The organism is Aquimarina agarilytica ZC1, from assembly GCF_000255455.1.
GTDB classification, from domain to species: domain Bacteria; phylum Bacteroidota; class Bacteroidia; order Flavobacteriales; family Flavobacteriaceae; genus Aquimarina; species Aquimarina agarilytica.
On record NZ_JH621246.1, the window covers coordinates 112,969 to 128,586 of the forward strand.

Genomic DNA, 15,618 nt, shown 5'->3' on the forward strand with positions numbered 1-15,618 from the left:
GGCTACTGTTGTTTTTTTTAACGCAAGAATGGTGAAAAAAAATAGCATATATGCGAAATTCTTATCAGTAAATCGTATAAAATGTATTTGCTAATATCATATTAACATAAGCCGACAAATCAAAAAGCTATATGAAACCTCATTATATCATACTAAATAAGCTTAAGTTTTTAGACCTACCTGTACTAATTATAACTCAATAACTTTTGAAGCTTCTTTAATAAGTTGTGCTGTATTTTTCACCTTAAATTTTTCAATAAGATGTTTTCTGTGAGAAATTGCAGTATGATTACTAATAAAAAGACGATCTGCTATTTGTTTCGAAGAAAAACCATCGGCAATCAATTTAAGTACCTCTTTTTCTCTTATTGAAATTAATTTGAAGTTTGTAAAACCACATGCTGTGTTTAGTTGTATACATTTTTCAATAGCTTCTTTTTCTGAAATATCATAATAATAATTTAATACCAGCGCTTCCTTTTCCAGATTAAATAATACAGCTTCATGTTTGATATAAATTCTTTTTCCGCAAAAATTTGTGATATGATATTTTAATGAAAACACATTCCTATTTAAATTACTTGTAAAAAAGCTTTTTAATTTTTTTTCTACCGTAGTTGCCTCAACAAAATCGACTATTGAAAGACCATGTTTCCAATCTGATTCAAAAAAAACAGCATCATTACAACCTATAATTTTTTGAAACGCTTTATTGTAATAAACTAATCTACCTTCTTTAACAGTACAAATACTAATAATCAATTTTTGTGATTGCTCACATGAATTTAAAATATTAGAAAGCTTGGATCTTAATAGACATCCATCAATAAAAGATGATTTATTTTTTAAATTACAATACATTTTAAGTTGGTTTCTTTGGTCAAAGTGTGTGTTTATAAAATTACTGAATTAGAGTAAGTTACATTCATGATTAACACCTTTTTATGAAGGGGATTTTCCCTATTTATGTTTATTTTAACAAGAACTATATATAGATTTTTCACATCCATTTAATTGAATTCACTTTAAATTTTAACGTGTAGTAATACTCATTTTTATCAAACCAAAGCAACTATAAAATCACAAATCCATTTTTGAACATCGTAATTCCAACTTATTTGAACCCGTTCTAATTAAATAATATTCGCAACTTTGAAGTCATATTTTCGTAAATTTGCAAATCCAAAAAAGTATTTTTTAATTAGTTGCTTTTTTGATCGATAAAAAAAACCGAAATGAGTAAGACATTATTTGACAAAGTATGGGATTCGCATGTAGTAAAACACGTTGAAGATGGACCAGACGTATTGTTCATAGACCGCCACATGGTGCATGAAGTAACAAGCCCTGTTGCTTTTTTAGGAATTGAAAACAGAGGTATTGACGTTTTATATCCTTCAAAAACATTTGCTACAGCAGATCACAACACTCCTACAATTAACCAGCACTTACCTGTTGCTGACCCACTTTCTGCTAATCAATTAAAGGCATTAGAAGAAAACGCAGCTAAACACGGTATTAGTCACTGGGGATTAGGACACGAAAAAAATGGTATTGTACATGTTGTAGGACCAGAATATGGTATCACTCAACCTGGTGCAACTATAGTATGTGGTGATTCACATACATCTACTCACGGTGCTTTTGGAGCCATTGCTTTTGGTATTGGAACTTCGGAAGTTGAAATGGTATTGGCTACACAATGTATTATGCAGCCTAAACCTAAAAAAATGCGTATTAACGTTAAAGGTGAATTGAGTTTTGGAGTTACTCCTAAGGATGTGGCTTTATACATTATTTCAAAATTAACCACATCTGGTGCTACAGGATATTTTGTAGAATATGCGGGTGATGTATTTGAAAATATGACTATGGAAGGTCGTATGACTGTTTGTAACCTTAGTATTGAAATGGGTGCCCGTGGAGGAATGATTGCTCCAGATGAGAAAACATTTGAATATGTAAAAGGTCGTGAATTCACTCCATCTGGTGCTGCTTGGGATAAGGCAATGGCTTACTGGGAAACTTTAAAAACTGACGACGATGCTGTTTTTGATAAAGAATTGACCTTTGATGCCGCAGATATTGAACCAATGATTACTTATGGAACCAACCCTGGAATGGGAATGGGAATTTCTAAAAGTATACCAAATGCTGCCGATGTTGAAGGTGGTGTGGCTACCTACAAAAAGTCTTTAGGATATATGGACTTTAGCGAAGGTGACGATATGATTGGTAAACCTATTGATTTTGTTTTTATAGGAAGTTGTACTAATGGGCGTATTGAAGATTTTAGAGCTTTTGCTTCTATCATTAAAGGACGCAAAAAAGCGGATCATGTAACCGCATGGTTAGTACCTGGATCACACAAAGTTGAAGCTGCTATTAAAGAAGAAGGTATTTTAGATATTATTCACGAAGCTGGTTTTGAGTTACGTGAACCTGGATGTTCTGCTTGTTTAGCCATGAACGATGATAAAGTTCCTGCCGGAAAACTAGCCGTAAGTACTAGTAACCGTAACTTTGAAGGACGTCAAGGACCCGGATCAAGAACACTACTTGCTTCTCCTTTAGTTGCTGCTGCTGCTGCTGTTACCGGAAAAGTAACTGACCCACGTGAGTTAATGTAAAAACGCTATTAGCTATTAGCCCTTGGCTTTTAGCTTCAAACAAAATTATTAAAAGCCAACAGCCAAAAGCTAAAGGCCAAAAGCTAAAAAATTATGGCATACGATAAATTCGAAATATTAAAAAGTACCGCTGTACCACTTCCTATAGAAAATGTGGATACAGATCAAATCATACCTGCTCGTTTTTTAAAAGCAACTGAGCGTAAAGGTTTCGGAGATAATTTATTCCGTGACTGGAGGTATAACAATGATAATACACCCAAAGCTGATTTCGTTTTAAACGACGCTACTTACTCTGGAAAAATCCTTGTAGGAGGAAAAAACTTTGGTTCTGGATCATCACGTGAGCATGCTGCATGGGCAGTTTACGATTATGGATTCCGTTGTGTAATTTCAAGCTTTTTTGCAGATATTTTTAAAGGAAACTGTTTAAACATAGGCGTACTTCCTGTACAAGTAAGTGCCGAATTTGCTGAAAAAGTTTTTGCAGCCATAGAAGCTGATCCAAATACAGAGATTGAAGTAAACTTACCTGAGCAAAAAGTAACTTTATTGGCTACTGGCGAAAGTGAGTCTTTTGATATCAATGGATATAAAAAAGGAAATATGTTGAACGGTTTTGATGATATTGATTACCTTCAAAATATTAAAAAGGATATTACAGCTTTTGCTGAAGAGTTACCTTTATAGTATAAAAACATTTATTACAAAAAGCGTTTTAACTATAAAGTTAAGACGCTTTTTGCTTTTCTGCTTCGATTTATATCAAATTGCTTACAAAACAATGTGATATTAATCAATAATAGTATTGAATATAGAATTTCATAAGTACTAAAATGAACAAAAGACATATAGAAATAATGGACACCACACTTCGTGATGGTGAACAAACTTCAGGAGTATCATTTTCAGCTTCCGAAAAATTAACCTTGGCTAAATTATTACTTTTAGAACTTAAAGTAGATCGCATTGAAATTGCTTCTGCTCGAGTTTCCAAAGGTGAATTCCAAGCGGTAACCGACATTACCTCATGGGCAGAAAAACAAGGTTTAATTGATCGTATTGAAGTATTGTGTTTTGTTGACAGAGGAATTTCTATACAATGGATGCTTGATGCTGGTGCAAAAGTACAAAATCTACTAACCAAAGGTTCTTTAAATCATTTAACCCACCAACTAAAAAAAACACCAGAACAGCACTTTGAGGACATTTCAAGTAATATCGAACTAGCTACCAGTAAAGGAATAGCAACTAATGTATACCTCGAAGACTGGAGTAATGGAATGCGGGATTCCAAGGAATACGTACTACAATATCTTGATTTTTTAGCTACACAACCTATTAAACGTGTGTTGCTACCAGATACACTAGGTGTACTCACTTATGAGGAGTCAAAAAAATTCATCACTGAATTAGTTGAACGCTATCCCAATATGCACTTTGATTTTCATGCCCATAATGACTATGATTTAAGTGTTGCCAATATTATGGAAGCTATAAAAGCTGGGGCACATGGCCTCCACCTTACTATGAATGGTATGGGAGAGCGTGCAGGTAATGCACCAATGGCTAGTGCTATAGCAGTGATTAATGATTTTATGGCCGATATTAAAATCAATGTTGAAGAAAAGGCGCTTTACAAAGTAAGTAAGTTAGTAGAAAATTTTTCAGGTTTTAGAATCCCTGTAAATAAGCCTGTTGTAGGTGATAACGTGTTTACACAAACTGCGGGAATCCATGCCGATGGCGATAATAAAAAGAACCTGTATTTTAATGATTTACTTCCAGAACGTTTTGGTCGTAAACGTAAATACGCTTTGGGAAAAACTTCGGGTAAAGCTAATATTGAAAAAAACTTACAAGAATTAGGTTTAGAGCTTAACGCAGAAGAAATAAAAAAAATAACACAACGTATTATTGAGTTGGGTGATAAAAAAGAGGTACTTACTAAAGATGACCTTCCATATATCATTTCCGACGTTTTAGACAACGGTACTTTAGAGCAGACTGTTCTTGTAGAATCATACGTATTAACACACGCTAAAGGCTTAAAACCCTCCACTACTGTTTCGGTAAGAATCGAAGGTGTATTGTATGAGGAACACGCCCAAGGAGATGGTCAGTTTGACGCTTTTATGAATGCCCTTAGAAAGCTTTACACGAAAAGGAATAAAACTATCCCAGAATTGATTGACTACTCTGTTCGTATACCTCCAGGAAGTCATTCCGACGCTTTATGCGAAACTGTAATTACTTGGAAAGACGAAAATAAGGAATTTGTTTCCAGAGGTTTAGATTCTGACCAAACCGTTTCAGCTATAAAAGCTACTGAAAAAATGCTAAACATTAACGAATTAAATTAATTTTTTACACTCTATGTATAACAAAAGCCCACCTAAATTTTATTTAAGCGGGCTTTTTAACAAGCTATCATCAATTAAAATTAAAAAGGGTTCAATTTTTGTTAAGCCTATCCCCCGAAATTTTTAACTCATACATTTTACTAAAAAACGTACTAGTCAAACCCTTTTAATTTATGCTCGCAATAATTAAATACTTAACTATACTGTAAAAAAAATGAGCTTTTAATCTTACGTAACATTTATAATTATTAAACACCTAATTATATGTGATTATTTTTGATAATATCAAATTTATGTAATTTACTAATTAATTTACCCCCTGTTTTCAGGGGTTTTTATTCTTTTTATTTATCTGTTATTATCAAAAATTTTGAAATGATCTATTGATTTTCTATAGATTACATTAAAGAGTTTCTTTTGACAATTCCTCTCCTTTTATATTGTAACTGTTTTCCAGATGTAACAATTTTCTCTAAAAATCAATGAGATTCTTTCAGAACTATCTCCAATACTAAATTCAAAAAAAGCGAAACATTCATTTCTTAATATTGACCGAATTAAAGGAGAATTATTTGCTACAAAATTTATTGAATCCATTGTACCTATTTTTTGAAAGGCTGTTTTGGAATCTATCATTATATTGTATTGAATAAAGTATTGCTAGTTTATGCTTTTACTCCTATTAATTAACTATGCAAAACATACTTTAATGTGGTATATTTGTCTCGAATTAAGATTAAAGTTCAAAAAAATCATACAAATGAAATTAAATATAGCACTACTTGCCGGTGACGGTATTGGACCCGAAGTAATTGATCAAGCAGTAAAAGTTTGTGACGCTGTGGCCACAAAGTTTAACCATGACATTAGCTGGACACCTGCATTAACCGGTGCAGCAGCTATTGATGCTGTTGGTGAACCTTATCCTGATGAAACTCACAATATTTGTGTAGCTGCTGATGCGGTTCTTTTTGGTGCTATTGGACACCCTCGTTTTGACAATGATCCTTCTGCCAAAGTACGCCCAGAACAAGGTTTACTTAAAATGCGTAAAAAATTAGGATTATTTGCTAACGTACGCCCAACATTTACTTTCCCTTCTTTAATTGATAAATCACCTTTAAAAGAAGAACGCATTAAAGGTACCGACTTAGTTTTTTTACGTGAATTAACTGGGGGTATCTATTTTGGTGAAAAAGGAAGAAAAGATGGAGGTGAAACTGCTTTTGACAACTGTGTTTACACCCGTGCAGAAGTACAACGTTTAGCTAAAAAAGGTTTTGAATTAGCTATGACACGCACAAAAAAGCTATGTTGTGTTGATAAAGCTAACGTATTGGAAACTTCAAGACTTTGGAGAGAAACTGTACAGGCTATGGAAAAAGATTATCCTGAAGTTGAAGTATCTTATGAATTTGTTGATGCAGTGGCTATGCGTTTAGTACAATGGCCAAATAGCTATGATGTTTTAATCACTGAAAACTTATTTGGAGATATTTTAACAGATGAAGCTTCTGTAATTTCTGGATCTATGGGATTAATGCCTTCTGCTTCTGTAGGAGAAAAAACATCTTTATACGAACCAATACATGGTTCATACCCGCAAGCTGCTGGTAAAGATATCGCCAATCCACTTGCTACTGTATTATCCGCTGCAATGATGTTCGAGGATGCTTTTGGTTTAAAAGAAGAAGCTGAAGCTATTCGTAATGTAGTAAACAAATCATTAGCTGAAGCCATCGTTACTGAAGATTTAGCTGCAGGTGGAAAAGCTTACAAAACAAGTGAAATTGGAGATTGGTTAGCTAAAAACATATAATTACATCCCAACATTAATAATACCAGGCCACTTTCTGCAACGAGAGTGGCCTTTTTTAGTATTTTTGACAAGCAGCTTAAAAATTCTGTATGCTTATTTTAAGTATACTTTTGATTATTATTTTTTATGAAGACTATTTCAATAACACTAATTTTAATATCTACATTAATCTTAGGATGTAATAAATCACAAAAACTTCAAAACACTACTAAAAGTATCGTATTGGATAGTTTACAACGAAAGACAAACCGTATAACTATTCAAAATTCAACCCATAAAATACCTAAAATATTAAAAGATGACGCTAATTTTGAAGCCTTATCAAAAAATATTGACACCCTAAATACGATTTCATTTGCTTTAATGGAAGCTAATGTTATTTCAATTAATGAAAATATTGAAGAACTTATAGAAACACTTCCTAAAGAGTACAAAAACAAAAGTATTTTAAGTCGACTTAATGAAATGTATACTTACTCTAAAGATGTGGCTTACCGAATTACAAAACAAAGAAAAGACACTGCTGTATTAAATAAAAAAGCTTCAAAAATAATTATTGGCTATAATCATCTACTTACACAAATAGACGAAACTACCTTTAAACTTCCCGAAGATTTTAAAAAAGAACTAGAGCGTGAAAAAGAAATAAAAAAAGACACCATAGCTGTTGAACCATTATTTTAACCAATTAAGTTTCTTGCTAGTTACTTTTTCTTATTTCAAAAACATTTAGTAGCATGTCATAAATTAAATCTGTTTTTAAACTTTTATCTTTTAGACTTTTAAAAAAAGACACCTTTTCCGGATACTCCTCTTTAAATTTATTTGAATACCAAATTATAAATGCCGGATTAGTCAACTCCTTCCCATCATGAGCATGCAACCACTTACCCTCCTCTCCTAAAGACTCTCCATGATCAGAAATATAAATCATTACACTTGGTTTTTCTATTTTTTCTAGTTTCCTTATTGTATGATCTAGAAAAAGATCTAGATAAACAATCGTATTATCATAAGAGTTAACCAATTGCTCTTTAGACATCGCTGGTATATACTTACTATCAATTACTGGTGTATATTTTCTTTCAGTCTCATTATATCTATCTTCATACCACCAATGGCTACCGATCATATGCATTGTTATCAAATGATTCAAATTACCTTTTTTCAGTGATTCTTCAAAATAAGGCAATAAAGCCTCATCCTTTAATTTATTAAAACTTGAAATTGATTTAAACTTATCAATAATATTCACTTCATCATTTTCCAAAACTATAGACTCATAACTACTCTCTAACAATTGATTACCTATCCATGAAGTATTAACATTAGCACTGTTCAATACACTATAAATACTTTTAACTTTTTTTTTGCTAGACTCATTTATTGATTCATCCGTTAAAATTTGAGGTAAACTAATTGCCGTATATGTTTTATTTGTATACATTTTCCTATAAGACAAGCAGTTACTTATATTTAACAAATTAGGAGTTGTTTCCCTAAAATATCCATTAATTTGCAAATGATCTGCTCTAACCGTTTCTCCTAAAATCAAAACTACTTTTAAACCTGAAACATCAGCATTATACTCGCCATTTACTACACTTTCAAATACCTTCTCTTTCTTTTCTAAAAATTCTTCAAAACTAGAAATCAAACTATATGGCTGTCTAATTTTAAATGTATTATGCCTACGACTTTCAATTAAAGGAAAAATCAAAATCAACAATACACTTATAACTGAAAATAAAGTACTATTTTTTTTAACATCAACTTTATTATATTTATTTAGTAAAATCACTAAACTAATTAACAGCATTGTTAAATAATTAAACAATTCTACTGTAAAAAAATCTTTAATTATATAAATTTTGCTTTGGAAGACTGCATCTAATAATGAAGAAGTTACAGATATATCCATGGTATATATCCCAAATCCTAATAATCCATAAATTATGTACAAAAATGGAAACAGTAATTTAAACACATACTTATTAAGTGACAAAAAAAACAAGACCCCAGCCACAGAGGATTGCAATAAAATTAGATGAACTAAATAGATTAGAGTATCCTTGAATCCATTTAATGGCAAATGATAATAAGATGCCCCTGTTACAAAAAAAACAACAGACACATTTAATAGTAAATGAAACTCAATATTACCTTTTATTTCTTGCATTTAATATTGGAAAAAATGAATTAATAAAATAAACTACAGGAACAATCAAAATTGCTTGAATCATAGTTATTAAAATTTTTTGAGCTTCTGTAAAATGAAAAACACTCATCCCGATTCCAAAAAATAATACTGCTTTTATTATAGTTAAAATTCTAATTTGAGTTGCTAGATATACTATTGTATTTCTTCCTATAAAAATTAAAAAATTTAACAGAGGTAACCTTTTAAATATTGAAATTAAAATTAAAATAGCACATATCGCATTGCTATAAAAAAGAAGTAAATTTCCTCCATATTCTGACTGATACATATCTACCTTAAAAGTATAATTCATTCCTAACAAAAAAACTACACTCAAAATTAAATTAACATATAAAGGAATGTCAAATTTAATAAACCTTTCTTTTAACAATTGTCCAAACCCATAAAAAAAAATGGCTACTAATGAAACATCAAAACTCCAAAAATACCAGTCAAAAAAATCAGATATAAAATAGCCTAAAATAGATAATGCTAAAACTGATAACAATTTAATCTTCTTATTTGGTAAAAAATCAACTATAGTATAAATCAAAAATGTAACAAATACACAAGGTAAAAACCATATTGGGATACCCCAGTCCATATAATTTTCTCCACCTTGCCCACATATGAGTCCTATAAAATTTTCAATAGCAGATAAATTTTTCTCTTTACTATCTCCAAAATGTCTACCTACAAAAAACCAAAAGACAAATAAAATACCTCCCCACAGATAATAGGGTATAATAATAATTCTCACTCTTTCTAGTATGTTCTTTTTTAAATTCTCAAGCTCACTTTTCTTATGAAAAATTCCTGCTAATAAAAAAAATAAAGGCATATGAAAACTATAGATATAATCATTTATTACTGGAAAATTATGGCAATAGATTACAGTAATCATTGCGAACCCCTTCAGCATATCTATCCAATGAATTCTCTCTTTATTTTTCAAATTTTAATTTAAAACTAAATATGATTAACAATACTATACAATTATACATAATTAAAATTATGGAAAACCTTTCATATTAAGAAAACACATTATTAAATTAAATTTGTACCTATATATTTTTTTTAAAATTTATAATTAAAACTGGCAACAAAATTAATACTGGGAGCAGATATACCCGACGAGTAAGTTCTATAGCGCTGATCAGTTATATTTTCCAAAGCAGCAACCAGCGTTATTTTTTTTGTTACATGAATACTACTTCTAATATTAATGGTCATCCATGATGGCAAAAAGGGATTACCATTACTATCTTTAGCATATATGAATATCTTTTCTTTTTCGGAAGGTGCCAATTCATCAAAAGAAAAACCTTGACTAAACTCTGTGTAAGCATCTAGCATCCATTTCTTTTTTTTATATTTTAAATGAATATTTCCAAAATCAGGAGATACATGTCTTACCGCTACACTAGTATTGTCCGAAAGTATATTTTTTCCTCTAGTTATTGTATAGCTTCCTAATAAATCTAAGTTAGTAAACAATGGAATTTGGGTGTTAATTTCTACTCCTTGAGTATACAAATGCGAACTATTTTGTATGGCCAAGACCCTACTTTCTTCTCCTCTAAAAAAAACTGATGAACTACCATTCAATTCAAAATCTGCTCTTGTCAACGCATTATCTAAAAAGGTATGATATCCAGTTAAGGATAACTTAAAATTTTCTTTTTTATAAACAGCTCCCAATTCAAAGTTATAAGCATACTCTGATTTTAAATTAGGATTAGGAACAATTAAGGTACCAGGCTCCGAATCTAAAACTGTTTTCCCTACATCGTCAATGTTCGGTGCCCTAAAAGCCGTATTGGCATTTGCCTTAATAGTTAACTTTTTAGCTATATTCCAGTTAACACCTAAAGCTCCTGTTAGTGCACCGGTATTAATTTTTGATTCTGAAAAAGGAAAATCAAGACTCTTACTATTAAATTTTGCTGCTAGTAACACATGATTATACCTCACCCCTGCTGATATATCTAAATGTTCATTTATATCAAAATTTGCAATCGAATACCCTGCCAATGATTGCCATGTTGATCCATTAGGATAACGTGTCAAAAATAAATCTGTCCTACTCTCATTTAAAATATTAAATTCTTGCGCTTTACTATATACTTTATTAAACACATATTCAAAGCCGTAACTAAAATTTATTTTATGCCAGGCTTTTCGCATATCGATATTTAAGGTATAAATATCAACAGTTTCTTCATTTTTAGTTCGAAATGGAGAATTAAAATCTCTAATATTACGACTCTCTTTATAAGATTGATAGGCATTAATTATTTTAAACTCATCAAAAAAAGCATGCTTTTTTTGATATGAAAAAACACTTGAAGCCATTAACCAACGTTGTGGTCCATAAAACCATTCGGCATGTCTAAACTGACCATCCCTTTTTCGTTGTAATCGATCATAGCGATCGTATTTTGATGTAGTAGTGTAAATAAAGCCTAATGATGTTTGGACATACTTATTGGGCGCATAAATTAATTTTTGAAGTAAATTATATTGCTCATATCCAGAAGCTATTTGTTTATTTGGATTATTATTTATTTTCACCACATCTACACCTGCTATGGTTTCAACAAACTCATTACGTAAATAATCATCAACTCCATTATTCCCTTGAATCAAATCTGAAAATGCATTATATGTCAAACTAGTTACCGATGCTAACTTTTTACCACTCAATCCAACATCTGCATGAAATGTACGCTCATTATTAGCTGTAGCAGTCCTAAAAAGAGCATTCCCGTTTACTTTGAATACATTTTTGTTCGTTATTTTTGGGGTTAATGTTCTAAAGTTGATAGAACCTCCTATAGCATCACTCCCATAAACAACCGAACCTGGTCCTAGTATAACTTCTGAAGTTTCTACAAATAAAGGATCAATCGATATAATATTCTGAACATTACCTCCTCTAAAAATAGCATTATTCATTCGTACACCATCAATTGAAAGCAATAATCTATTGGCAGAAAAGCCTCTTACAAAAGGACTCCCTCCACCTAATTGACTTTTCTGAACAAAGATATTTCCAGTTTTCTGCAACACATCTGCTGCCGTCTGCGGATTGGTTTTTAAAATATCATCCTTAGTTACTTGAATAATTTTTCTGGATATCTTCTGTTTTTCCTGAGTCCATTTCGTATTTGAAACAATAATTTCCTTTAATGACTCTTTTATACGATCCATTTCAATCACATAACCTAATGCCAATATTTCGGATGCACTAAGCCCTACTTCCCTATAGTCTTTAATCTTAAATTCATACCAAACATCCCCTTTATTCAAAAATACATTTACTTTCCCATTAGAGTCTGTATAACGAGTTTCTTTAAAAACCTCCGAAGAAATAGTTACCCCTTTTATAGGTTGTTTTGTTTCCAGATCAATCACTTTAATAGACTGAGAGAAAAAAAATAAGGGTGTAAGAAAAAAAAGATATAAAGTAATTTTATTCATTGGCTAATTAAAAAGAGCTTCTAACACCGATAAGGATTTTGTTTTTTTAAATCCAGGCACATGAAAACTATAATAAAGTAATACTTTATCCAGTAATTGTTTTCTAATGCTTTTTGGTAATGAGACTCCTTTTAGATCATCAAATTTTATGCCTAAAAGTAATTTAAATGCAATTAACAATTCTCCGTCAATAGCATATCCACTTTTATCTCCTACAGTAAAGCAAGCCTCTTCTAAACTAAACTGATTCAATTCAATATTTGATATATCGGGAGAACAGCCTAAAAAATGAGTAAGTTTCAGTAAAAAAAACACATGAAACAAAGCAACTTCATCATTAGAATCCAACCATAATAATGACTTCTTTATAAAATCATAAATCCCTTCATCTGACTCATTTTCAATCAAAACATTTGATAAAATTTCTGCTAAAAAAGAAATCAACCCTCCTTTTAATATAGATTCATGTAATGTTTTAAAATGAGTTATTAATTTCGCATCTATTATTCGCTGTAATGAATTATTTGACTTATAATTAGCATCAATATTTAAAATTGAAAAAGGTAAAAACAATGATGGTTTTAGTTTTCCTTTTCTTGATTTCAGCACACCTCTAACCAAATAAGAAACTACCCCTTTTTGCTTTGTATATAACTTAACAATCAAATCTGCCTCTCCATATCTTATAGAATGGACTACAATAGCTTCTGTTTTAATTAACATTAACGCACAATAAGTAATTTACCAATGGTTGTCTGTTCCCCTTCCTTTCCTGTGACTAAAACTAAATACACTCCTGAAGCTACTTTTTTACCACTAAAAGATCTTGTATCCCATGCTACCTCTCCGCTACTCTGACCTCCAAATGTTTCATTTTGAACCTCGTAAACTAAATTACCTTCTATGTCTGTAATTTTAACATTCGCTCCAACAGTTAAGCCTTGTATCTTAACACTTACATTTGTGTGTTCTGGTCGGACTGGGTTGGGATAAATTTTAAATTTCTCAAAATTTTCTTGAGCAACTGTCACTCCTCCATTATACTCCATTAGACCTTTATCCGTGGCAAAAAACACCACCCCCGTAGATTCATCTATAGCAATATCGTTTACAATATTTGAAGGTAATGGAGAATTGTCTTTAGTAAAATTTAGCAATACTTCTTGCCCATCTGGTGACAAATAAAATACCCCTCCTCCACTTACAGCTATCCATTTATTATTATTAGCATCAACTTTAATATCCGATATTGATTGCTGAAAAAACAATTCTTGAGGTATTCCCCCTGCTTCTTCATCTTCTATTATTATAGGTTCTCCTTTAATGTTATTTCCAGAATCAAACATACGCTCGGGGTTTTCAACAATTCTTAAACCCGCAGTTGCTCCCAACCATAAATCTCCATTTAAATCCAAAGCTAAAGCTTTGGAATTTGCAAACGATAATTCCAATGATTCACCTGGCAACGATACAATAACATCTCTGCCTAATCTCTTTTGATATGCCAAAATACCACTTGTTACACTAGCCATATATAAATTATCCTCTTCATCAAAAATCATCTCACTAACATTATATCGTGATATACTTTCTGATTGTTGGATAAAACTAGCATTTATAGTTATAGAGTTTTCAGAATCAACCGCATTAACATCTTTCCTAAATCTTTTTATCGCCCCCTCTCTCAATTCACCGTTAAAAAACCACAGTTCATTGTTTGAATCAAAATCAAATGTAAAAGCACTTATAAAAACTGGACTAACAGGGCTATTCAATACGTTACTATTTGTATTATTAAATAACTCAACAGTAGCTGCATTATTTATTTCATAAATCCCACCTCTTCTAAAGCTTCCAACAAATACTTGTTCTTTATTCTGCTTATTCATTTTTATACTTGAAAGTACCGAAATATCATTTAAAGCGCCATCAACATTAAACATACTCCATGGCAAACTAACCCAATCACCTCCTCTTAATCTACTGACACCTAGTCTTTTACTTTGAGGCCTAAAAAAAGAAGTTACACTCCCATATACCATCCACAAATCACCATCAAAGGCATCCAGAGAAAAAATATTATTTAACAGTGGCCCTGCTGGACTAACTGTATCATTATCCTGAAATTTTTGATTCAAAGTTTTTATAAAGCCTATTCCTTGATGTGTATAATACACCTCTTCATCTAAAAAAACCGAATGTGTCACTTTATTTACTAAAGTAGCATCCTCATATTCGATTTCTTTATCTAACACAAAGTCACTTGTTAATCGAAGCACTTTATCAGATAAAGTCACCGTCAAAAATGATTGATCAACCTCGAAATCCTTAATATCACTTGTTTCTGTATATACTGACTTAAAAGTCACTCCATCAAACTCATAAATTGATTTTGCTTCATTATGAGCTATCGCTTTTCCTGAAAACAATTGAATATCGCTAAAAACATCATTTTGAATTTCAGTCCAACTTGTAAACTCTATTAAATTTTCGTCAGTTTTATTTCCTAAAAACGTACCGCGACCCGCTATACTTGCAAAAACAGTATCATTTAAAACTGCCACGCTTACCACATCACTTACTACAGCCGATGAGTCACTAATAAAAAATGTATCGCCAAATAAATTTGCTTCTAAATTAAAAACCACAACACCAAAACCTGTAGCTATATATAACAAATTTTCATCTTCAAAAAAATCATTTACTTTTACACTAACAGGAGGAAGTCCTAACTTATTTTGAATATCGACTAATGAGGTCACTTTCCCAGACACTTCGTCAACAATCTCTACTAATCCATTTTTATACCCTATAATAATCAATGCTCTTTCCGCACTGTAATACAACGTTGAAATATCTTCTCCCGATAAGCCTTCAACAGTAGTGTATTCTGTATTCGTATTCGTTTCGGAATCATGCACAAACAAGGTGTTAGCTGACGCTACATACATTCGATCTCCAGCAACAACCATATCAACAAAATCAACATAAGCAAAATGGGACTTCCAATTTCCGGTAAAATCTTGAGCAACTAATACTAATGTATTTAGTAACCCTATTAATAAAAACACATACTTTTTTGAAACAACCATAGTATTATTTTACTATATAACTTATAAAAGA

The 15,618-nt window shown here is 31.3% G+C and carries 11 protein-coding genes; 5 read left to right on the forward strand and 6 right to left on the reverse strand.

Annotation, left to right across the window (positions count from 1 at the left end):
• Positions 1-189: 189 nt before the first annotated feature.
• Positions 190-861, reverse strand: a complete 672-nt coding sequence (locus tag KQA_RS0200480; RefSeq protein WP_010177205.1) for a response regulator transcription factor — start codon at positions 859-861, stop codon at positions 190-192.
• A gap of 374 nt (positions 862-1,235) precedes the next feature.
• On the opposite strand from KQA_RS0200480, the gene leuC reads away from it, so the two are divergent.
• The 5 genes from leuC to KQA_RS0200510 all read left to right on the forward strand — a co-directional run bounded on the left by leuC (position 1,236) and on the right by KQA_RS0200510 (position 7,496).
• Positions 1,236-2,630: a 3-isopropylmalate dehydratase large subunit gene (leuC, locus tag KQA_RS0200485; RefSeq protein WP_010177206.1), complete on the forward strand. Its 1,395-nt coding sequence runs from the start codon at positions 1,236-1,238 to the stop codon at positions 2,628-2,630.
• Positions 2,631-2,723: 93 nt separating this feature from the next.
• Entirely contained in the window at positions 2,724-3,320 is a 597-nt protein-coding gene (leuD, locus tag KQA_RS0200490) for a 3-isopropylmalate dehydratase small subunit (protein ID WP_010177207.1), read from the forward strand.
• 146 nt (positions 3,321-3,466) lie between these two features.
• The gene (locus KQA_RS0200495) at positions 3,467-4,993 is read left to right on the forward strand and encodes an alpha-isopropylmalate synthase regulatory domain-containing protein (RefSeq protein ID WP_010177208.1); all 1,527 of its coding nucleotides are present in this window, start codon (positions 3,467-3,469) and stop codon (positions 4,991-4,993) included.
• A gap of 760 nt (positions 4,994-5,753) precedes the next feature.
• On the forward strand, positions 5,754-6,812 hold the full coding sequence (gene leuB / locus KQA_RS0200505; protein ID WP_010177210.1) for a 3-isopropylmalate dehydrogenase: 1,059 nt from the start codon (positions 5,754-5,756) through the stop codon (positions 6,810-6,812).
• A gap of 126 nt (positions 6,813-6,938) precedes the next feature.
• Positions 6,939-7,496 carry a hypothetical protein gene (locus tag KQA_RS0200510; RefSeq protein WP_010177211.1) on the forward strand — a complete coding sequence of 186 codons (558 nt, stop codon included), beginning with the start codon at positions 6,939-6,941 and terminating at the stop codon, positions 7,494-7,496.
• A gap of 16 nt (positions 7,497-7,512) precedes the next feature.
• Here KQA_RS0200510 and KQA_RS0200515 read toward each other — a convergent pair whose 3' ends face one another.
• From KQA_RS0200515 to porZ, 5 genes are all read right to left on the reverse strand, one after another.
• A complete protein-coding gene (locus KQA_RS0200515; protein ID WP_010177212.1) occupies positions 7,513-8,991 on the reverse strand; it encodes a sulfatase-like hydrolase/transferase in 1,479 nt (492 codons plus the stop codon).
• Positions 8,972-9,967 (reverse strand): acyltransferase family protein, encoded by a 996-nt coding sequence (locus KQA_RS0200520; protein ID WP_157366547.1) that lies wholly within the window; start codon positions 9,965-9,967, stop codon positions 8,972-8,974. Before KQA_RS0200520 ends, KQA_RS0200515 begins: the two co-directional genes overlap by 20 nt.
• Positions 9,968-10,089: 122 nt before the next feature.
• Positions 10,090-12,495, reverse strand: coding sequence for a TonB-dependent receptor plug domain-containing protein (locus KQA_RS0200525; RefSeq protein WP_010177214.1), 2,406 nt, complete (start codon positions 12,493-12,495; stop codon positions 10,090-10,092).
• A 3-nt stretch (positions 12,496-12,498) separates the two neighbouring features.
• Positions 12,499-13,218 carry a DNA repair protein RecO gene (gene recO, locus KQA_RS0200530; RefSeq protein ID WP_010177215.1) on the reverse strand — a complete coding sequence of 240 codons (720 nt, stop codon included), beginning with the start codon at positions 13,216-13,218 and terminating at the stop codon, positions 12,499-12,501.
• The gene (porZ, locus tag KQA_RS0200535) at positions 13,218-15,587 is read right to left on the reverse strand and encodes a type IX secretion system anionic LPS delivery protein PorZ (protein ID WP_010177216.1); all 2,370 of its coding nucleotides are present in this window, start codon (positions 15,585-15,587) and stop codon (positions 13,218-13,220) included. Before porZ ends, recO begins: the two co-directional genes overlap by 1 nt.
• Positions 15,588-15,618: the final 31 nt, after the last annotated feature.